22 protein-coding genes and 3 pseudogenes are annotated in these 17,750 nt (G+C 39.6%); 12 read left to right on the top strand and 13 right to left on the bottom strand.

All coding sequences use genetic code 11. The features are described from left to right. The first annotated feature begins 8 nt into the window (after positions 1–8). Positions 9–323: a putative quinol monooxygenase gene (locus tag F995_RS15665; RefSeq protein WP_004647751.1), complete on the top strand. Its 315-nt coding sequence runs from the start codon at positions 9–11 to the stop codon at positions 321–323. Positions 324–433: 110 nt separating this feature from the next. On the opposite strand, the gene F995_RS15660 is transcribed toward F995_RS15665, so the two are convergent. From F995_RS15660 to arsC, 3 genes are all read right to left on the bottom strand, one after another. Further along, the gene (locus F995_RS15660) at positions 434–724 is read right to left on the bottom strand and encodes an addiction module antidote protein (RefSeq protein WP_004647750.1); all 291 of its coding nucleotides are present in this window, start codon (positions 722–724) and stop codon (positions 434–436) included. A gap of 1 nt (position 725) precedes the next feature. Continuing rightward, positions 726–1,022, bottom strand: coding sequence for a type II toxin-antitoxin system RelE/ParE family toxin (locus tag F995_RS15655; RefSeq protein WP_004647749.1), 297 nt, complete (start codon positions 1,020–1,022; stop codon positions 726–728). Between the two features lie 112 nt (positions 1,023–1,134). Next, entirely contained in the window at positions 1,135–1,563 is a 429-nt protein-coding gene (arsC, locus tag F995_RS15650; protein WP_004647748.1) for an arsenate reductase (glutaredoxin), read from the bottom strand. 82 nt (positions 1,564–1,645) lie between these two features. Between arsC and F995_RS16485 the strand changes: the two genes are divergently transcribed. From F995_RS16485 to arsH, 3 genes are read left to right on the top strand one after another with little or no spacing between them, the layout of a single operon-like run. Next, positions 1,646–1,960, top strand: a complete 315-nt coding sequence (locus tag F995_RS16485) for an ArsR/SmtB family transcription factor (RefSeq protein ID WP_004647747.1) — start codon at positions 1,646–1,648, stop codon at positions 1,958–1,960. 4 nt (positions 1,961–1,964) lie between these two features. Continuing rightward, positions 1,965–3,005: an ACR3 family arsenite efflux transporter gene (gene arsB / locus F995_RS15645; RefSeq protein ID WP_004647746.1), complete on the top strand. Its 1,041-nt coding sequence runs from the start codon at positions 1,965–1,967 to the stop codon at positions 3,003–3,005. Between the two features lie 5 nt (positions 3,006–3,010). Further along, positions 3,011–3,715, top strand: coding sequence for an arsenical resistance protein ArsH (gene arsH / locus F995_RS15640; protein WP_026055795.1), 705 nt, complete (start codon positions 3,011–3,013; stop codon positions 3,713–3,715). 77 nt (positions 3,716–3,792) lie between these two features. Here the strand turns inward: arsH and F995_RS15635 are convergent, their stop codons facing one another. The 6 genes and pseudogenes from F995_RS15635 to F995_RS15620 form a co-directional block, all read right to left on the bottom strand. Next, positions 3,793–4,017 (bottom strand): addiction module antidote protein, encoded by a 225-nt coding sequence (locus F995_RS15635; protein WP_004647743.1) that lies wholly within the window; start codon positions 4,015–4,017, stop codon positions 3,793–3,795. A 317-nt stretch (positions 4,018–4,334) separates the two neighbouring features. Beyond that, a pseudogene (locus F995_RS16695) lies at positions 4,335–4,430 on the bottom strand (DNA-binding protein); the annotation flags it as partial. A gap of 39 nt (positions 4,431–4,469) precedes the next feature. Then, a pseudogene (locus tag F995_RS16690) lies at positions 4,470–4,598 on the bottom strand (IS3 family transposase); the annotation flags it as partial. 183 nt (positions 4,599–4,781) lie between these two features. Beyond that, entirely contained in the window at positions 4,782–5,066 is a 285-nt protein-coding gene (locus tag F995_RS15630; RefSeq protein WP_004647742.1) for a putative quinol monooxygenase, read from the bottom strand. Between the two features lie 20 nt (positions 5,067–5,086). Continuing rightward, positions 5,087–6,085 carry a zinc-binding alcohol dehydrogenase family protein gene (locus tag F995_RS15625; protein WP_004647741.1) on the bottom strand — a complete coding sequence of 333 codons (999 nt, stop codon included), beginning with the start codon at positions 6,083–6,085 and terminating at the stop codon, positions 5,087–5,089. A gap of 71 nt (positions 6,086–6,156) precedes the next feature. Then, on the bottom strand, positions 6,157–6,897 hold the full coding sequence (locus F995_RS15620) for an SDR family oxidoreductase (protein ID WP_004647740.1): 741 nt from the start codon (positions 6,895–6,897) through the stop codon (positions 6,157–6,159). Positions 6,898–7,032: 135 nt separating this feature from the next. On the opposite strand from F995_RS15620, the gene F995_RS15615 reads away from it, so the two are divergent. Then, on the top strand, positions 7,033–7,932 hold the full coding sequence (locus F995_RS15615; protein ID WP_004647738.1) for a LysR family transcriptional regulator: 900 nt from the start codon (positions 7,033–7,035) through the stop codon (positions 7,930–7,932). Between the two features lie 50 nt (positions 7,933–7,982). Here the strand turns inward: F995_RS15615 and F995_RS15610 are convergent, their stop codons facing one another. Together F995_RS15610 and F995_RS15605 are read right to left on the bottom strand one after the other, a co-directional pair. Continuing rightward, positions 7,983–8,999 carry a zinc-dependent alcohol dehydrogenase family protein gene (locus F995_RS15610; protein ID WP_004647737.1) on the bottom strand — a complete coding sequence of 339 codons (1,017 nt, stop codon included), beginning with the start codon at positions 8,997–8,999 and terminating at the stop codon, positions 7,983–7,985. Beyond that, on the bottom strand, positions 8,989–9,984 hold the full coding sequence (locus tag F995_RS15605; protein WP_004647735.1) for a zinc-dependent alcohol dehydrogenase family protein: 996 nt from the start codon (positions 9,982–9,984) through the stop codon (positions 8,989–8,991). Before F995_RS15605 ends, F995_RS15610 begins: the two co-directional genes overlap by 11 nt. Positions 9,985–10,448: 464 nt before the next feature. Between F995_RS15605 and F995_RS15600 the strand changes: the two genes are divergently transcribed. The 4 genes from F995_RS15600 (at position 10,449) to F995_RS15585 (ending at position 13,554) form a co-directional block, all read left to right on the top strand. Next, on the top strand, positions 10,449–10,724 hold the full coding sequence (locus tag F995_RS15600; RefSeq protein WP_001133624.1) for a metal/formaldehyde-sensitive transcriptional repressor: 276 nt from the start codon (positions 10,449–10,451) through the stop codon (positions 10,722–10,724). Between the two features lie 21 nt (positions 10,725–10,745). Then, the gene (locus tag F995_RS15595) at positions 10,746–11,858 is read left to right on the top strand and encodes an S-(hydroxymethyl)glutathione dehydrogenase/class III alcohol dehydrogenase (RefSeq protein ID WP_000842149.1); all 1,113 of its coding nucleotides are present in this window, start codon (positions 10,746–10,748) and stop codon (positions 11,856–11,858) included. A 228-nt stretch (positions 11,859–12,086) separates the two neighbouring features. Beyond that, entirely contained in the window at positions 12,087–12,917 is an 831-nt protein-coding gene (gene fghA / locus F995_RS15590) for an S-formylglutathione hydrolase (RefSeq protein ID WP_000402510.1), read from the top strand. A gap of 334 nt (positions 12,918–13,251) precedes the next feature. Then, the gene (locus F995_RS15585) at positions 13,252–13,554 is read left to right on the top strand and encodes a putative quinol monooxygenase (protein ID WP_000920558.1); all 303 of its coding nucleotides are present in this window, start codon (positions 13,252–13,254) and stop codon (positions 13,552–13,554) included. Between the two features lie 85 nt (positions 13,555–13,639). Here the strand turns inward: F995_RS15585 and F995_RS17230 are convergent. Further along, a pseudogene (locus F995_RS17230) lies at positions 13,640–13,969 on the bottom strand (IS3 family transposase); the annotation flags it as partial. Positions 13,970–14,152: 183 nt separating this feature from the next. Between F995_RS17230 and F995_RS15580 the strand changes: the two are divergent. From F995_RS15580 to F995_RS15570, 3 genes are all read left to right on the top strand, one after another. Next, the gene (locus F995_RS15580; RefSeq protein ID WP_004281840.1) at positions 14,153–15,310 is read left to right on the top strand and encodes an iron-containing alcohol dehydrogenase; all 1,158 of its coding nucleotides are present in this window, start codon (positions 14,153–14,155) and stop codon (positions 15,308–15,310) included. 75 nt (positions 15,311–15,385) lie between these two features. After that, complete coding sequence (locus tag F995_RS15575) at positions 15,386–16,063, top strand: type 1 glutamine amidotransferase domain-containing protein (protein ID WP_004647734.1); 678 nt, start codon at positions 15,386–15,388, stop codon at positions 16,061–16,063. Between the two features lie 203 nt (positions 16,064–16,266). Beyond that, on the top strand, positions 16,267–17,394 hold the full coding sequence (locus F995_RS15570; protein WP_004647733.1) for an alkene reductase: 1,128 nt from the start codon (positions 16,267–16,269) through the stop codon (positions 17,392–17,394). 83 nt (positions 17,395–17,477) lie between these two features. Here the strand turns inward: F995_RS15570 and F995_RS15565 are convergent, their stop codons facing one another. Next, positions 17,478–17,708, bottom strand: a complete 231-nt coding sequence (locus F995_RS15565; RefSeq protein WP_001087955.1) for a hypothetical protein — start codon at positions 17,706–17,708, stop codon at positions 17,478–17,480. Positions 17,709–17,750 lie beyond the last annotated feature (42 nt).

The raw sequence follows: 17,750 nt of genomic DNA, 5'->3' as shown, positions 1-17,750 counted from the left end.
GGTAAATGATGTTAACAATTATTGCTGAAATTAAAGTAAAACCCGGTTCAAAGCATCTGCAACATGTAATCAATTCATTCAAGGAGATCACACCAACAGTGCTTGAAGAAGATGGTTGTTTTGGCTACGAATTACTTATTAATCATGAGAGTCATGCGTCTTATCAGGCGCCATTGAAAAATACAGTCGTTATGTTGGAAAAATGGAAAAGTATCAAACATTTAGATGCCCACCTTGCAACCGTACATATGCAAGAACATCACTTTAAGATAAAAGATGATGTGCTTGGTGTTGATATCCGAATTTTAGAGAATGGATTTTAATCAAATTATTATATTCATTTATGAGTTTCTCTAAAATTAACATAATACACGTTATAGGAATCTAAAAATGGGAGCCTTTGGCTCCCATTTTTACTATATTTTTTAAAGCTTTAGGCGTGTTGTACTGTGAGTTTTAAGCCTAAAGCATTTACTACACGATTAATTGTATCAAAACGTGGTGCTGAATCATGACGTAGGGCTTTGTAGAGTGCCTCACGCCCAATCCCTGCTTCTTTAGCGATTTGAGTCATGCCACGAGCTTTAGCAATAACACCAAGTGCATGAGCTAATTCAGCTGGATCATTCTCTTCAAGAACCATATTGAGATAAATCACAATGTCTTCTTCAGTTTTGAGTGACTCAGCCATATCAAAACTTGGTAAATCAGCTACTTTAACCATTTTAATCCTCCAACGTTTTCGATAGTTTGACTGCACGATCGATGTCTTGTTGTTGAGTTGATTTATCTCCACCACCAAGCATTACAATCACAACGTCACCATGTTGGATGTAATACATCCTCCATCCAGAACCGAAGAATTCTCTCATTTCCCAAACGCCATCTTGGAGAGGTTTAATGTCTCCCCAGTTTCCACGTTGAACCTTATCTAATCGACGATTCAGGCGGATACGGGTCATATTGTCTTTAATGCCATCCAACCATTCATCAAATTCTGGCAGACGTTTAATTTCAATCATGAGGATTCCTTCTCTTCTCACTATATTGTATTCGATCGAATACAATATGCAAGTAATCTATATGAACATCCATTAATTTCGTATAACAACCATTATGTTAAATGAGGCGGATTTATTTAATCCGCTTACCATTTTCATCGATGATTATTTCACCATCTTCTTTGGTAAAAGCTCCTAATTGAGGCGCAGACAAAATATCTAAAACGAGTTCAGATGGTCTACATAGTTTTACCCCCAGTTCAGTCACAACAAATGGACGGTTAATTAAAATTGGATACTCCAGCATAAACTGAATAAGCTGCTCATCTGTCCAGTGTTGCTGATCCAACTTGAGCGTTTCAAAAGGTTCCACGTTTTTGCGAATAGCTTCACGTACAGAAAGACCTGATTTCTCAATTAAATTAATGAGTTCACTTTTACTTGGAGGGTTGAGAAGATACTCAATAACTTCAGGTTCTTCTCCGGTATTTCGAATTAGCGCCAGTGTATTTCTTGATGTTCCGCACGCTGGATTATGATAGATCTTAACTTTTGATGACATTGGACTTACTCAGGACTTCATAATATTGCATTTATATATGGATATGCGTATATTCGCAATAGCATATATTAGAGTATAGATTATGGATCAAGCAGATTTCTTTAAATGCCTATCTGACCCGACACGTCTAGATATTTTAAAAATTATTTTAGAAAGACAAAATGTATGTGTTTGTGAAATCACAGAAATATTACAACTGAGCCAACCTAAAATTTCTCGTCACTTGGCTTTACTCCGTAACCTTTCAATTTTGCTAGATGAGCGCAAGGGACAATGGGTGTATTACCGATTAAATCCTGATTTACCAGAATGGGTAAATGCAGTGTTCAGTGTTTTGAATGCTGAAATATTAAATAAATCTACGAGCAACTTATCTATCTCTATGCAATGCGAGTAATTCAATGTCCGCATCAAAGCTCTCATTCTTAGATCGAAACCTAACTCTATGGATTTTCATTGCCATGGCATTAGGCGTAGGTATTGGCGTATTTTTCCCTCAAACATCTGTTGTATTAGATCAATTAAGCATTAATTCAGTGAATATCCCTATCGCAATAGGGCTTATTTTGATGATGTATCCACCACTTGCCAAAGTTGACTATGCAACCTTGCCTAAAGTCTTTGAGGATAAGCGTACCCTTACATTATCTCTTATTCAGAACTGGGTCATTGCACCTTGCTTAATGTTTGGCTTGGCCATTATTTTTCTGCACGCCTATCCTGAATATATGACTGGCCTAATTCTCATAGGCTTAGCTCGATGTATTGCGATGGTCCTCGTCTGGAATGGTTTGGCATGTGGGGATAATCAATATGTTGCTGCCTTGGTTGCGTTTAACAGTATCTTCCAGATCTTGTTCTTTAGTACTTATGCTTGGTTGTTCTTGACCTTCTTACCGCCATTCTTTGGGGTAGAAGCACAAATCATTGATGTAAGCTTTTGGACCATTACCCATGCTGTTCTGGTTTATCTAGGTATTCCATTCTTACTTGGTTTTTTAACCCGGCTGATTTTAGTCAAACAGAAAGGTTTGGATTGGTATCAAACTAAGTTTATTCCAAAGATTAGCCCAATCAGCCTTATTGCGCTTTTATTCACGATTGTAGCAATGTTCAGTCTTAAAGGTGGTGAAGTGATTAGCCTTCCTCTAGACGTGCTTAGAATCGCTATTCCTTTGACGATCTATTTTGTTGCAATGTTCTTCATCAGCTTCTTTATGAGTAAGTGGATGGGTAACGATTACCCTAAAACGACTGCTATTTCCTTTACTGCGGCAGGCAACAATTTTGAATTAGCACTGGCTGTAGCGATTGCCACTTTTGGATTAGCTTCTCCTGTCGCCTTCACCACCGTGATTGGCCCATTGGTTGAAGTACCTGTATTGATTGCCTTAGTGACAGTTTCGCTATGGCTTAGAAAAAAAGTGTTTAAAGAAGTATGAATCTAATGAACTTACCAAATATTGATCTTAGTCTTTTAGAAAAACCGACTTTAGAAAAAATTCAGGCAAAAAACCTGGATCATCCACCCAAAATATTACTTCTATACGGCTCAAATCGTGAGAGATCATATAGCCGTTTAGCAGTTCAGGAAGCAGGCCGAATCCTGGAGTACTTCGGTGCAGAAGTTAAAATTTTCCATCCTAAAGGGTTACCTCTTCCTGAGGATGGTGATATGCAGCATCCCAAGGTAAAAGAACTGCATGAGCTTTTAGCATGGTCAGAAGGCATGGTTTGGTGCTCTCCTGAACGTCATGGTTCAATGAGTTCGATTTTAAAAGCTCAAATTGACTGGATTCCATTAGCAGCAGGCGCAATACGTGCAACGCAAGGTAAAACCTTAGCTGTAATGCAAGTGTGTGGAGGTTCGCAATCCTTTAATGCTGTAAATCAATTACGTATTTTAGGGCGTTGGATGCGTATGATCACAATACCAAACCAGTCATCAGTTCCTAAAGCATTTCTTGAGTTTGAGGAAGATGGTCGTATGAAACCTTCTTCTTATTACCGTAGGATTGTAGATGTAATGGAAGAGCTTTATAAATTTACACTTTTAACCAGGGGACAATCAGCATATTTAACTGATCGTTACTCTGAACGTGTAGAAAGTGCAGAAGAGCTTTCAAAACGTGTGAATCAGAAGAGTATTTAGATTTCCTAAAATTAACATCATACACCTTATACGAAATTAAAAAATGGAGCTTAAAACTCCATTTTTTAATAACTTTTTTAAATTGCTAAGCGTAAATTCAGTGCTTTTACAACTTTAATCACAGTATCAAAACTAGGGTTAACATCACCAGAAAGTGCTTTGTAAAGACTTTCTCGGCCTAAGCCTGTATCTCGTGATAATTGAGCCATTCCTTTAGCTTTTGCAATGTTACCTAAAGCCTTTGCAATGAATGCGGCATCGCCATTAGATTCTTCAATACATGCTTGTAAGTAAGCTTGCATATCATCTTACAGTTCTTAGCTGAATATGGAATAGATATGAAACATAAAAATAAATACAAGGAAACAGCATTTGAAAGAGCACAGAAGCAAGCAAAAACTGAATTAATGAACTACCTAGAAACATTTAATTAGGTTTTCTAAAATACATAATACACCTTATACGAAATGCGTTATGATTCCGCTTATAAATCAATCCTGTAGTTCCTAGTTTATAGCCCATCTTCCCCAAGGTGGGCTTTTTTTATGTTTTTCCATGTTTCACGCTTAGTAAGTGAGCAATGTTTCACGGCTTTAATAAGCCCAAGTGAACAATCAAATCAGCCATACGGCTTAAAGAATCGGCTCCAAAAGCCTCTTTTTTCCGGTTCAGGCTCTACGTGTTCAGGAATAGGAATTCGCTTATTCTCGATTACCCAGTTTAGTGTCGCAAGTTGTACATCTGTTAAACCTTACCAATCTGCTTTTAAATATTCAATAACCTCTGTTTTGTATAAGCCATTCACCGTTTCAGCCAAAGCATTATCGTATGAATCACCGGTCGTACCGACTGATGCTCGTAAATTTGCTGCCTCTAAACGATGACATTGTTGTCAAAATGCAGGGTATTGGTGGCTCCCCTCAGGGGCATAATTTGTTGAAGCCTAGGTTACTACTAAAAAATTAAAAAATCTTAAAAAATAGGAGCTTATAGCTCCCATTTTTTGTTAGCTTTCTAAGTCCCTATGTTAATTTGAAGAATACTTCATCATAACGTCCGAATACAGCTATATTTTTTTGATTTCTACAATATCACTTGATTCAATTAGCGATTGGATATTACCAAATAAACTTTGAATATAATCAGACGCTATATGGATATCTAAATCCTCCCTGCTACGCCATTCTTCTAAGAAGAAATATCTACTTGAGTCATTTTCGCTAATATAAAGCTCATATTTCAAGCATCCTTCTTCTTGAAGCGTAGGCTCTATTACACTTTTTAAAAGCGCTTCTAACGTTTCTTTTTGATCTGATTTTGCCTTAAAGTTCGCAATTACTGAAATAGTCATTATTTCACCTTTAATTTGTTTTAGAAGTTTTCTAGTACAATTTTGCCTTTTGATTTACCTGATTCAAGCAACTTATGCGCCTTCTCCAAGTTTGCAGCGTTAATATTGCCTAGATTTTGGTTGAGCGTACTTCTAATTTTTTGCTGGTCAACTAATTGGGCAACCTGTTGCAACAGTTCACCTTGCTTTTCAATATCATCGGTTTCATACATTGAACGAGTAAACATCAACTCCCAATGGATAGAAATAGATTTAGTCTTAAACGGCATAATATCAAATGTTTGTGGATCATCGATCAATCCAAGCTTGCCTTGTGGTACAATCAGAGAAACTATTTGCTTGATATATGTTTCTGTATGATTTGTAGAGAATACGTATTTTGGTTTTGCAATGCCTAGTGTCTCGATTTGTGCATTTAAATCTTTGCTATGATCAATGACATGGTCGGCACCAAGTGATTCCACCCAAGATTTCGTTTCTTCACGTGAAGCTGTTGCTATAACGGTCAGATTTGTTTTTGCTTTTAGGAGTTGGATAGCGATTGATCCTACACCACCTGCACCACCAATAATTAAAATACTGCCAACTTCTGTTTCTGAAATTTGAAACCGATCAAACAGCATTTCCCATGCCGTTATTGCAGTTAATGGCAATGCTGCTGCTTCTGCATTAGATACTGTAATTGGTTTAAGACTGATAATTCGTTCATCGACTGCTTGAAACTCAGCATTACTACCATCTCGGGTTAAATCGCCAGCATACCAAACAGAATCTCCTACTTTAAACGAGGTAACTTTTGAGCCAACTTCAATAATTTCCCCAACGGCATCCCAACCTAAAATACGATTATTTGCTTCAGACGAATTTTTTCTCACTTTGGTATCAACTGGATTCACAGAGATTGCCTGAACTTTTACCAGTACATCACGCTCCTTAAGCGTAGGCTTCGCTTTTTCAATATCTACCAATGAATTTTTAAAATCATCATGGTTATTGATAACATACGATACGGCTTTCATAGATTTGTCCTTAACTTTAAAAATATAGTAAAAATGGGAGCGAGGTGCTCCCATTTTTTGTTATTCAATAATTAAAACTCTTGGCTCGTTGGGCGTAAAACAATTTCATTAATATCTACATCCGCAGGCTGTTCAATTGCATAAGCAATTGCTCGAGCGACTGAGTCAGCTGGTATGGCTTGTTTGTAGAAATCAGTAACAAACTCTGAACTTTCTTTATGAGAAGAACCGAATTTTAGTTCTGACTCAATTGCACCAGGCTCAATAGTAGTCGTTCTAATTGTTCCCCCAACTTCATGACGAAGTCCTTCAGAGATGGCTCTTACAGCAAACTTAGTACCGCTATAAACAGTACCTCCTGGACTAAATACTTTTATCCCTGCAACAGATGCGAGATTAATAAAGTGTCCAAAGTTTTGTTTTTGGAAAACAGGTAGGGTAGCTGCTATACCATAAAGAACACCTTTGATATTAATGTCGATCATACGATCCCATTCATCAACTTTTAGCTCACTTAATGGTGCAATAGACATTAATCCAGCATTGTTTACCAATACATCGATTTGACCAAATGCGCTTAATGCCTTTTCAATAAGTGCTTGTACTTCATGTGGTTTGGTTATATCCATACCAATAAATTCAGCTTGACCACCTTCAGCACGAATGTCGTGAACAATAGCCTCTAATTTTTCAGTACGTCTAGCACCAAGTACAACCTTTGCACCTTTTTTAGCAAGTAAGCGAGCAGTAGCTTCACCTAAACCACTACTTGCACCAGTGATAACAATAACTTTATTTTCTATATTATTCATACAAGTGCCCTTCAACCTATCTGTCAATCATATTTGATGGATTAAGTATTACAGCCTTGATAGGTATAATAAATGAATAATATTATCTTTCAGAATTCCTATTTACGGAATAATTACCAGACCACAGGATTGGACATGCAGAACAAATTGGAAATGATGCGTATCTTTTGTGTCGCAGCAGAGTCTCGAAATTTTAAAGAGGCAGCCACTCAGCTCGGTATTTCCCCGCAGCTAGTGACACGGGCAATAAAAGAGCTAGAAGAGCAGCGCGGAGAGATTCTGTTCTACAGGAGTACTCGACAAATTAAAATTACTGCTGATGGTGAGCGTTTGGCAAAGCAAGCACGTTTTGCGGTGGGATCCATTGATGCTCTGCTTGTAAAAGACACCAAGGAAAAACGAGATGAAATGCGTGGGACTGTCCGTCTTACTGTTTCGTCAGTGTTAGGGCGTAAATTGGTAGTACCTGCACTAGCAGAATTTGCCACACGTTACCCAGATATTGTCGTGGATTGTGTGCTAACAGATTCACACTCGGATGTGATCGATGAGCGGATAGATATCGGGATCAGATTTGGATTTTTGCCGGACAATCGATATGTGGCAAGGGAATTGGCTAAAGTGAACTTTTATTCTGTGGGTACGCCAGAGTTAATTGATAAGGTCGGAATGCCTAAAAAAATTATTGACCTTGATAAATACCCTCTAACAGCACTATTCGATCATAAAACAGGGCGTTACTGGCCATGGACATTCACCGAAAGTCGAAGCTTCACGCCATCAAAGCCTCGTTTTATTACAGATGATCTAGAAGCTGAATTTCAAGCTATTCTCGCTGGGGTTGGATTCGGACACATGCCTGGATTTCTAGTTTTGCCGTGGCTTAGGAGTGGTAAGCTCATTCAGATACTTCATGAGGAAACCTCTCCCGTTTGGCGCCTGTATTTATATCGTCCACAGCGGGGCCCGACACCTTTGCGAATCCGAGCATTGTTTGATTACTTAGCGGAAGTGTTGGGCCATATAGAAACCTGAATCAGATGGAACTAACCTTTTTTCTAGAAAGTAGAAATCAGATAAGACCATCATGTATTTAGAGTAACTACAATTTTTCCTATTTGCTGATTTGATTCAAGATAGCGCTGAGCGTCATGCATGTCCTCAAAGTTAAAGCAACAGTCGATCACTGGACGAAGATATCCTGCACCTATACTGCTAAGAATAAATCGTCTGGCTTGCTCCCTTAGAACAGGATCATGGAGAACCTCAAGGAACAAAAAACCTCGCATGGTTAAGCTTTTGCGTAATGCAACTTTAAGGGGAAATGGTGTGATCTCCGGGCTAAGTGCACCATGCATAACCATAGTTCCTCCCACAGACATCGCTTTTGCAATCTGTTCAATATGTGGCCCTCCTACAGCATCGAAGGCGACATCAAGATATTCTCCACCCAAACGTGAAACAAGCGCCTCATACAAATCTGGTTCATCTTCACTGGCTATAACATTTTTAACACCGAGATCCAGTAAACGTTGCTTTTTCTCTACCGTCTGTGTACTTGCAATGACCTTAGCACCCGCTGCTTCAGCTATCTGTATCGCAGCTAGTCCTACGCTACTTGAAGCTGCTGTGATCAAGATCGTTTTTCCTTTCGAAAGTCCACCAGCATGGATTACACCACCCCAAGCCGTCAAATACTGCATCCAGATTGAAGAAGCTTCTTCCCAGCTTAAACTATCGGGTTTGTGAACTAAAAAAGTTTCTGGAATCAGAAGCTTGTCCGCATATGTCCCATATTTGGCTAGATTGTCAGTCGGAAGAATCGATACTGCATCTCCTGGAGAAAATTGGCGTACACCTTCACCTATTGCCAGAACTATGCCTGCTCCCTCATATCCCAGACGAGAAGGGAATACTGCTTTTTGAATATAAGTACCACGCCGAAACATTACATCAGCCCGGTTGAGTCCGATCGTTTTCATCTGGATTAGAACTTCTCCTGCTGCTGGTAAAGCAACAGGAAGTGTTTCTAATGTCAGAACATCTGTATCTCCAATACTATTGAAGCGCCAAGTCTTGGCCTGAAGTGCGTTAAATGACATCAATCACGACCTTAATATTGGCAGAGCGATCTTGAACAGCATCATGAGCCTCAATCGCTTGGTCTAGAGTAAAATGACGAGGATCAACAAGAGGACGCAGTTTACCTTCCTCAACAAGACGAGTCGCGATCTTAAGGATATCACCATGATGAGCACGGCGATTGCCTGTTAACATCGGCATTAGGACGAATACGCCAGACACTGTGGCACACCGTAGAGATGAACTCGCTAAATTATGATTACCAAATGCAGCACAGCTGGTAATGTGGCCATAGTGAGTTGTCATGGAAAGTGAAGCTTCGAGTACTGGACCACCCACAGTGTCGTAAACAATGTTAAAACCTTGACCCTCAGGGCTTGCAGCAATAATGTCATCGGAAGATGCTGTTGTGTAATCGAGAGGTGTTGCACCGAGTTCTGAAATCAGTGGTTGATCAGCTGTACGACCAGTCGCCCAAACATTTGCATCAAGTGATTTTGCAAGCTGAACAACCATATAACCAACGCCACCAGCACCACCCTGAACCAGTACAGTTTGCCCTGGTTGGACCTTCGCGTTATCCACTAAACCTTCCCAAGCGGTGAGGAACGTCAATGGTAGTACTGCTGCCTCGCGCATAGAGATATTCCGTGGCTTTAATGCAATCAGATCGGCATCTGCTACAACATATTCTGCTAAAGATCCTTGAAGACCACGAACGCCACCAATCAGACCGTAAACTTCATCTCCAACGTTGAAGTGGGTGACACCTTCACCAACAGCAGTTACAACCCCAGCCATATCTGTTCCCAACACGGCAGGAAGCTCTGGCATAGCATATGGTGCTTCACCAAGACGAATTTTATAATCAATAGGGTTTACACCACTAGCATGAATACGTACTAGAACTTGCCCAGCCTCTGGTTGAGGTATAGGGAGTTCTACACGTTTAAATTCATGATCACCAAAATTTTCTAGGATAAGAGCATTCATCATCTTATTCATAGTTGTTCCTTATTCTTAACTGGGGGATGATATGCACAGTACCAAAGTAAATTAATCCAATAAATGATATTTATAGGATTTGATAATTCCTAAATAATGAATAATAAATATCATCTGCTCACTAAAAATATTCTAGTACAGTCTGTAAAGGCAGTTTAATCTAAACTGTCGGTAGTATTTTCAAGGCTTGAAACGTTCAAAATATCTACAAAGTGGCTAAAATTTGAAACATAATTCTAAAAGGTCATAGCATTACAAAGAACATGAGCCAAAAAAAATGGGAGCTAAAAGTCCCATTTTTTTTGTGACTTTCGCATAAGCTCTATGATGTTAATTTAAAAAAACTAAAAACAGGGATAGAAAATTTTCGCTAAAGATCTTTTTAATTTTCGATTTATAAAAATTATTGCTTTTTTTATACTATGGGGTAGTATAGTATTAATGCTAGCTAATAAGGAGGTCTGATGCCTAATCAGGTTGAAGACAAAAAAAAGATTCTTCTACGCGTCAGAAAGATCAAAGGTCAGACGCAAGCGATTGAAAAAGCGTTAGAAGACAATGTGGAATGTGGTGCAATTCTGCAACAAATATGCTCTGTGCGTGGTGCTATTAATGGTTTGATGAATGAAATGTTGGAGGTTCATTTAAAGGACACTTTAGTATCAGGTGAAACCACAGAACAACAACGAAAAGAAGAATTGGCTGAAATCGCCAAGATTCTAAAATCATATTTAAAATAGATCTGTATAAGGAATTATTCCATGAAGTCACGTGCTGCCGTTGCGTTTGGTCCTGGTCAACCTCTTCAAATTGTTGAAGTTGATGTTGCACCACCGAAGAAAGGTGAAGTATTAATTAAGATCTCCCATACCGGTGTGTGTCATACAGACGCATTTACTTTATCTGGCGATGATCCTGAAGGTGTTTTTCCGGCTATTCTCGGGCATGAAGGTGCTGGTGTTGTAGTTGAGGTTGGTGAAGGCGTGACTAGCGTCAAACCAGGTGATCATGTTATTCCACTTTACACTGCTGAATGTGGCGAGTGCGTATTCTGTAAATCTGGAAAATCGAACTTGTGTATTTCCGTTCGCGAAACTCAAGGTAGAGGCGTAATGCCAGATGGTACCACTCGTTTTTCCTACAATGGTCAACCGATTTACCACTATATGGGCTGCTCAACGTTCAGTGAATACACTGTAGTGGCAGAAGTATCATTGGCTAAAATCAATCCTGAAGCCAATCACGAACATGTCTGCTTACTGGGTTGTGGGGTAACAACGGGTATCGGTGCAGTACATAACACGGCTAAAGTACAAGAAGGTGATAGTGTTGCGGTCTTTGGTTTAGGTGGTATTGGTCTGGCAGTCGTACAAGCCGCACGTCAAGCTAAAGCAGGGCGTATTATTGTGGTTGACATGAATCCAGATAAATTTGCGCTGGCAAAAGAGTTTGGTGCAACGGACTTCTTGAACCCTAAAGATTACGATAAACCAATCCAGCAAGTCATTGTCGAAATGACTGGCTGGGGTGTAGATCATTCATTTGAATGTATTGGTAACGTGAATGTGATGCGTGCAGCCCTTGAAAGTGCACACCGTGGCTGGGGACAATCCGTAATTATTGGTGTAGCTGGCGCAGGTCAGGAAATCTCTACCCGTCCATTCCAACTGGTTACTGGTCGTAAATGGCTAGGTTCTGCCTTTGGTGGGGTAAAAGGTCGTACGCAACTTCCAGGAATGGTTGAAGATGCCATGAAAGGTAAAATTCAATTAGAACCATTTGTGACACATACGATGGGCTTGGATCAGATCAATGAAGCCTTTGATCTAATGCATGAAGGTAAGTCAATTCGTACTGTAATTCATTACGAATAATTCCGTCAGACCTTATACTTTTCCATGCATGTGAATCATGAATGACATGCATGGAATCCTCTAAAACGGCACATCATCTGTAAAACAGATCTATCTATGTATCCATCATGTATAGGTTCAACAAACCTGCCTACATTTTAAATCTTTATCAGTATTCTCTGTGGAGAATGTCAGACTCTTTGTTTACTCGATTTCTCATGAAGTCTTGCTCAACATAGGTAATTGATTATGGAAATAATTGAGAAACATGCTTCTTTTGGTGGATCGCAAGAAGTGTATCGCCATCAGTCAATAGCATTAAACTGTTCAATGAAATTCTCAATATATCTGCCACCTCATGACAAAGATGAGCGGTTGCCAGTGTTATATTGGTTATCAGGATTGACTTGCAACGAACAGAACTTTATTACTAAAGCCGGAGCACAAAAGTATGCGGCTGAACATAAAGTCATTATTGTTGCACCAGATACCAGCCCACGTGGAGAGGATGTACCAGATCATGCAGATTATGATTTAGGCCAAGGCGCAGGATTCTATGTGAATGCAACACAAGCACCCTGGTCGCAGCATTTCAAAATGTATGATTATATTGTGGAAGAGCTCAGAAATCTGATTGACCTGAATTTTCCGACCAATCAAGTCCAAAGTATTATGGGTCATAGCATGGGTGGTCATGGTGCATTAGTAATTGGATTAAAAAATCCTGAGCTGTATAAAAGTATTTCTGCTTTTGCACCAATTGTTGCACCTAGCCAAGTACCTTGGGGGAAAAAGGCTTTTACACACTACCTAGGTGAAACCGAAACTTTATGGAAAAGCTATGATGCGATTGAATTAATCAAAAACGCTGAAGTTCATTTACCTATTTTAGTCGATCAAGGAACAGCTGATGATTTTCTTGAAGAACAGTTAAGGCCTAAGCTTCTTAGTGATATTTGTTTGGAACAAGAATATCCTCTGACACTTAACCTAAGAGAAGGGTATGACCATAGCTATTACTTTATTGCGAGCTTTATAGAGAAACATATAGAGTTTCACAGCAAATTCCTAGCTAAATAACTTTCATAGATATGAGGATGTACAATATTGTTCTTGAATGCTTCTTGAGCAATATAATTTCCAGATGAAGAGGTCAGCTTATAAATCTAAGGTAGAGTCAATTGATCCTTATATAAATAAGATTGAATTTAATCATCTCATATCTTGATTTTTTGATTCAAATGTTAATGATATTAACTTGAATAAATTCATAGCATTATGTCGAAATAAAAACCTAAATTTTGGCTCAGCTATGGGAATTTTTTTTAACTTTTATACAACAAAACTTTCTGACATGCATACATTAGCAATGTCAGAATCAGTTTGAATTATAATCAATTATGGAGTTTTAGTCATGCTTAAAACAGCTTTATATGTCCGTCTTGAAGCTAAACCGGGTAAAGAAGACGAAGTGGAAGCTTTTCTTAAAGCCGGTTTACCTATTGTCATGGAAGAACCTGCGACAGTTGCGTGGTTTGGCCTACGTCTTGGACCTACAACATTTGGTATTTTTGATGCATTTCCTGATGAGGCGGGTCGCCAAGCGCATTTATCTGGCAAGGTTGCAGCTGCTTTGATGGCTCAGGCCGAAGAGCTATTTTCAGAGCCACCATCTATTGAAAAAGTAGATGTTTTGGCGAGTAAACTACCAGCTTAAACCGATGCTTAAATGTATGAGGGTGCTGTCTGAAATTTTGAATGAAAGGCAGCACTTTAACGCTTTGAGGTTTGTCATAGGCTTTTTATTCAAGTTGGGCTACTTTATTTATTGGCTTAATCTCATCATTTAAATGGGGCAATATCCAAAACAGGGTAAATAAACGAATGCAACTATTTACATGCTTTATATTGAACCAATCTATCTAATTTACTGTCACATTTGTACATCTGCTAAACCGTGCCAATCTGCTTTTAAAATATTTAATCATTGCTATTTTGTATGAGCCATTCACTGTTTCAGCCAATGCGTTCACAACCATGTCAGTAGTCATACGTGTTGATACCTTTCATCCAACAATCGCTCGTGAAAATACATCAATAATAAAAGCGGTATAGAACAAGCCTGAATTTGTTTAACCATCACTAAAGTTGCAAGCTGAAATAATTTTTATAAAAATAGACGACTGGTCTATTTTTATGTATAGTTAGCACATGGTGTAGGCAAAAGCCGTAGTGTTGTCCGATTTTTTAAAAGTTTATTTGATGAATAACGGTGGTTTTTCAAATCAATTAACTGATCATTCTAGGATAAAAATATGCTGAATTTTAACTTTTATAATCCGACCCGCATTATTTTTGGTGGCGATACAATAGCTAAAATCAATGACTATGTGCCTACAGAAGCAAAAGTATTAATGTTGTTTGGTGGTGAAAGTGCACGTAAGAATGGTACTTTAGCTGAAGTGCGTGAAGCATTAGGTGCAAGAGAAATTCATGAATTTGGCGGAATTGAGCCGAATCCGAGTTATGAAACCCTCATGAAAGCTGTAGAGCTGATTCGTGAACAAAAGATTGATTTCTTGATGGCTGTCGGTGGTGGATCGGTAATCGACGGTACTAAATTTATTGCAGCAGCAGTCAATTATACAGGGGATACATGGGAGATTTTAGAAACCCATGGTAATAAAATTACCCAAGCTTTGCCTTTTGCGAGTGTACTCACCCTTCCGGCAACTGGTTCAGAAATGAATAGCGGTGGGGTAGTAACCAGAAAATCGACCCAAGCCAAATTGTCATTTAGCAGTCCCTATGTTTTTCCGCAATTTTCCGTACTTGATCCGAATAAAACTTTTAGCTTGCCGACGCGCCAGTTGGCTAATGGCGTGGTCGATGCATTTATTCATGTCATGGAACAGTACTTAACTCACCCTGTGAATGCACACGTACAAGATCGTTTTGCCGAAGGTCTATTGCAAACTTTGATTGAGATTGGACCGAAAATCTTGGAAGATTCAGCAGATTATGACACGCGTGCGAATTTGATGTGGGCTGCTAGCATGGCACTGAATGGGCTAATTGGAGCTGGTGTACCACAAGATTGGTCAACCCATTTGATTGGACATGAGCTCACGGCTTTATATGGTATTGATCATGCTCGTACCTTGGCCATTGTGTTGCCGTCCAATCTACAAGTGCGTCGTCAAGAGAAGCGAGAAAAATTACTACAGTATGCAGCTCGTGTCTGGCAGATTGTCGAAGGTGATGAAGAACAACGTATTGATACTGCTATTGCTCGTACTCGAGCCTTCTTTGAGCAACTTGGATTGCCGACTCGTCTTAGCGATTATGGACTGGGGGAGACAGATATTGAGATCATCATTACGCAACTTAAATCACATAATCTTACACAGCTAGGCGAACATAAAAATGTTTCATTAGAGATCAGTCGCCAAATTCTCGAGATGAGCATCTAAGCTAAATGCGCGTATCTGGCATGCTCTGACCCTGTAACAATGCTCCTCAATCATGAAAATTATCGGAGAAATAACATGAAAATTTTAATCGTTTTAACTTCACATGATCAACTTGGCAATACTGGTAAGAAAACAGGTTTCTGGCTAGAAGAACTTGCTGCACCGTATTACACCTTTATTGACTCTGGTGCTGAAGTTACGCTGGCGTCGCCTCAAGGTGGGCAGCCACCACTAGATCCGAAAAGTAATTTAGCCGATGCTCAAACTGAAACCACTCATCGTTTTGAAGCAGATCCAACTGCAATGCAAGCATTGGCACAGACACATAAACTTAGCGAAATTTCTGTAGCTGATTATGATGCAGTGTTTTATCCAGGCGGGCATGGCCCATTGTGGGATTTAGCAGAAGATCCGATTTCAATTTCTCTGATTGAACAGGCGATTCAGTCTGGCAAACCTGTTGCAGCAGTGTGTCATGCCCCGGGTGTTCTTCGTCATGTGAAAGCGAGTAATGGAGCGCCCTTAGTTAGCGGTAAATTAGTGACTGGTTTCACCAATACTGAGGAGGCCGCTGTAGGCTTGACTGAAATTGTACCATTTTTAGTCGAAGACATGCTTAAACAAAACGGTGGTCATTATTCTAAAGTTGATGATTGGCAAGTACATGTTCAAGTAGATGGCTTGCTGGTTACTGGACAAAATCCAGCATCTTCTGCTGCAACTGCCTCAGCATTACTTCAATTGTTGAAATAAAGAGTAGCTAGTGTCTGTTGTGGTGCTTAGCAGTGAATAAACTTCTGACTCTGAGCAACTGGCGCAATAAGCAAAATAACCCTCCCTTAATGGTGAAGGGCCTGAGTTAATAGCTTTCCTTCCTTTATTTTTTCTATATACAGGAAGGAAGGGTATTTTTTTAATTTAGATCAATTAAGTCATGATGACTTGGATACAATGAAATGAAAGACAGCAAACTATTTCAAAACTTAAGCTTAGGCCCTTATGTTTTGCAAAACCGTATTGTATTGCCACCATTAACGCGGTCGCGCAGTACTCAGCCAGGGAATATTCCAAATGAACTGATGGCAACCTATTATCAACAGCGTACCGGTGCAGGATTTATGGTCACCGAAGGTACGCAAATCGAGCCACGTGGTCAAGGCTATGCTTGGACACCCGGTATTTACAGCTCTGAACAGATTGCTGGATGGCGTAAAGTGACGGAAGCAGTGCATGCTAAAGGAGGCATTATTTTTGCACAACTTTGGCATGTTGGGCGTGTTTCACATACATCTTTGCAACCCAATCATGCATCACCGGTCGCGCCCTCGGCTATTAGGGCTGATAGTAATGTTAAAGTCTTTATTGAGACCGGGCCCAATGCAGGTGCCTTGGCTGATCCTTCAATGCCACGTGCTTTAAGCAATGCAGAAGTTAAAGAATTAGTGCAACTCTATGCTCAAGCAGCACGCAATGCCTTGGCTGCTGGTTTTGATGGGGTTGAAATTCATTGTGCAAATGGTTATTTGGTGAATCAATTTATCTCTGCACATAGTAACCACCGTGAAGATGAATATGGTGGATCACTAAACAATCGTTTGCGTTTTTTACGTGAAGTAGTAGAGGCAGTTGCTGAGGTGGTTGGTGCAGATCGTTTAGGAGTGCGTTTTGCCCCGCTATTTGAAAGTACAGAGGAAGATCGTGTTTACATGGGGTTGGTTGAAGATGATCCACATGTGACTTATATTGAAGCCATAAAAATACTTGAAGAAGTTGGGATTGCCTATTTATCGATTGCAGAAGCTGATTGGGATAATGCACCAGAACTTCCTCATGATTTTCGTAGAGATGTCAGAGACACTTTCAGTGGTCGGATTATTTATGCAGGTCGATATACGGCAGAAAGAGGGACTCGAATTTTAGAGGCAGGGCTGGCCGATTTAATTGCATTTGGACGCCCATTTATTGCGAATCCAGATTTACCCGATCGCATCGCCAATGGTTGGCCATTGAATGCAGTAGATGCAAGTACTATGTATGGTGGGACGGAAAAAGGCTATATTGATTATCCAGCTTACGCAGATTAATCTCGACTAAGTGAGTTATTTTGCCAACCTTTGTGGTTGGCAAAATAAGAACTTAGGATTGCTGTTGCCAGCATAACTTCTTCTTAAAACAAATTCTTAAAATTTTTTAGCTGTGTAATGAGCCAACCTGCCAGTGGGAAAGAAATCAGTTGCGTTACTGGCACTAATACTATGACTTCAATCAACACCATCATCGGGAAACTTTGATGCTCAGTAATTGGCTTTAATAAAGTGAGTACCAGTAATAGTGTGGGATATAAGCCTAAATATCCGACTAAAATACGAGTCATGAGGGCTTTAGGAGGAGAATTCATTGTGCGCTATACTCATAGATTGTTAATTGATCTAATAGCAAC

Origin of the sequence: Acinetobacter sp. CIP A162 (genome assembly GCF_000367905.1) — a bacterium.
Taxonomy (GTDB): Bacteria; Pseudomonadota; Gammaproteobacteria; order Pseudomonadales; family Moraxellaceae; genus Acinetobacter; species Acinetobacter lwoffii.
This window is presented reverse-complemented; position numbering and strand designations above follow the sequence as displayed.

What these genes read in the sequence shown, in the direction of transcription:
- F995_RS15660 (WP_004647750.1), bottom strand. Translation starts at nt 724, where the DNA reads ATGGTTAAAGTAGCTGATTTACCAAGTTTTGATATGGCTGAGTCACTC.
- arsC (WP_004647748.1), bottom strand. Translation starts at nt 1,563, where the DNA reads ATGTCATCAAAAGTTAAGATCTATCATAATCCAGCGTGCGGAACATCA.
- F995_RS15575 (WP_004647734.1), top strand. Translation starts at nt 15,386, where the DNA reads ATGAAAATTTTAATCGTTTTAACTTCACATGATCAACTTGGCAATACT.
- F995_RS15635 (WP_004647743.1), bottom strand. Translation starts at nt 4,017, where the DNA reads ATGCAAGCTTACTTACAAGCATGTATTGAAGAATCTAATGGCGATGCC.
- F995_RS15625 (WP_004647741.1), bottom strand. Translation starts at nt 6,085, where the DNA reads ATGAAAGCCGTATCGTATGTTATCAATAACCATGATGATTTTAAAAAT.
- F995_RS16485 (WP_004647747.1), top strand. Translation starts at nt 1,646, where the DNA reads ATGGATCAAGCAGATTTCTTTAAATGCCTATCTGACCCGACACGTCTA.
- F995_RS15620 (WP_004647740.1), bottom strand. Translation starts at nt 6,897, where the DNA reads ATGAATAATATAGAAAATAAAGTTATTGTTATCACTGGTGCAAGTAGT.
- arsB (WP_004647746.1), top strand. Translation starts at nt 1,965, where the DNA reads ATGTCCGCATCAAAGCTCTCATTCTTAGATCGAAACCTAACTCTATGG.
- F995_RS15565 (WP_001087955.1), bottom strand. Translation starts at nt 17,708, where the DNA reads ATGAATTCTCCTCCTAAAGCCCTCATGACTCGTATTTTAGTCGGATAT.
- F995_RS15570 (WP_004647733.1), top strand. Translation starts at nt 16,267, where the DNA reads ATGAAAGACAGCAAACTATTTCAAAACTTAAGCTTAGGCCCTTATGTT.
- F995_RS15595 (WP_000842149.1), top strand. Translation starts at nt 10,746, where the DNA reads ATGAAGTCACGTGCTGCCGTTGCGTTTGGTCCTGGTCAACCTCTTCAA.
- F995_RS15610 (WP_004647737.1), bottom strand. Translation starts at nt 8,999, where the DNA reads ATGTCATTTAACGCACTTCAGGCCAAGACTTGGCGCTTCAATAGTATT.
- F995_RS15630 (WP_004647742.1), bottom strand. Translation starts at nt 5,066, where the DNA reads ATGACTATTTCAGTAATTGCGAACTTTAAGGCAAAATCAGATCAAAAA.
- F995_RS15585 (WP_000920558.1), top strand. Translation starts at nt 13,252, where the DNA reads ATGCTTAAAACAGCTTTATATGTCCGTCTTGAAGCTAAACCGGGTAAA.
- F995_RS15580 (WP_004281840.1), top strand. Translation starts at nt 14,153, where the DNA reads ATGCTGAATTTTAACTTTTATAATCCGACCCGCATTATTTTTGGTGGC.
- fghA (WP_000402510.1), top strand. Translation starts at nt 12,087, where the DNA reads ATGGAAATAATTGAGAAACATGCTTCTTTTGGTGGATCGCAAGAAGTG.
- F995_RS15600 (WP_001133624.1), top strand. Translation starts at nt 10,449, where the DNA reads ATGCCTAATCAGGTTGAAGACAAAAAAAAGATTCTTCTACGCGTCAGA.
- F995_RS15655 (WP_004647749.1), bottom strand. Translation starts at nt 1,022, where the DNA reads ATGATTGAAATTAAACGTCTGCCAGAATTTGATGAATGGTTGGATGGC.
- F995_RS15605 (WP_004647735.1), bottom strand. Translation starts at nt 9,984, where the DNA reads ATGAATAAGATGATGAATGCTCTTATCCTAGAAAATTTTGGTGATCAT.
- F995_RS15615 (WP_004647738.1), top strand. Translation starts at nt 7,033, where the DNA reads ATGCAGAACAAATTGGAAATGATGCGTATCTTTTGTGTCGCAGCAGAG.
- arsH (WP_026055795.1), top strand. Translation starts at nt 3,011, where the DNA reads ATGAACTTACCAAATATTGATCTTAGTCTTTTAGAAAAACCGACTTTA.
- F995_RS15665 (WP_004647751.1), top strand. Translation starts at nt 9, where the DNA reads ATGTTAACAATTATTGCTGAAATTAAAGTAAAACCCGGTTCAAAGCAT.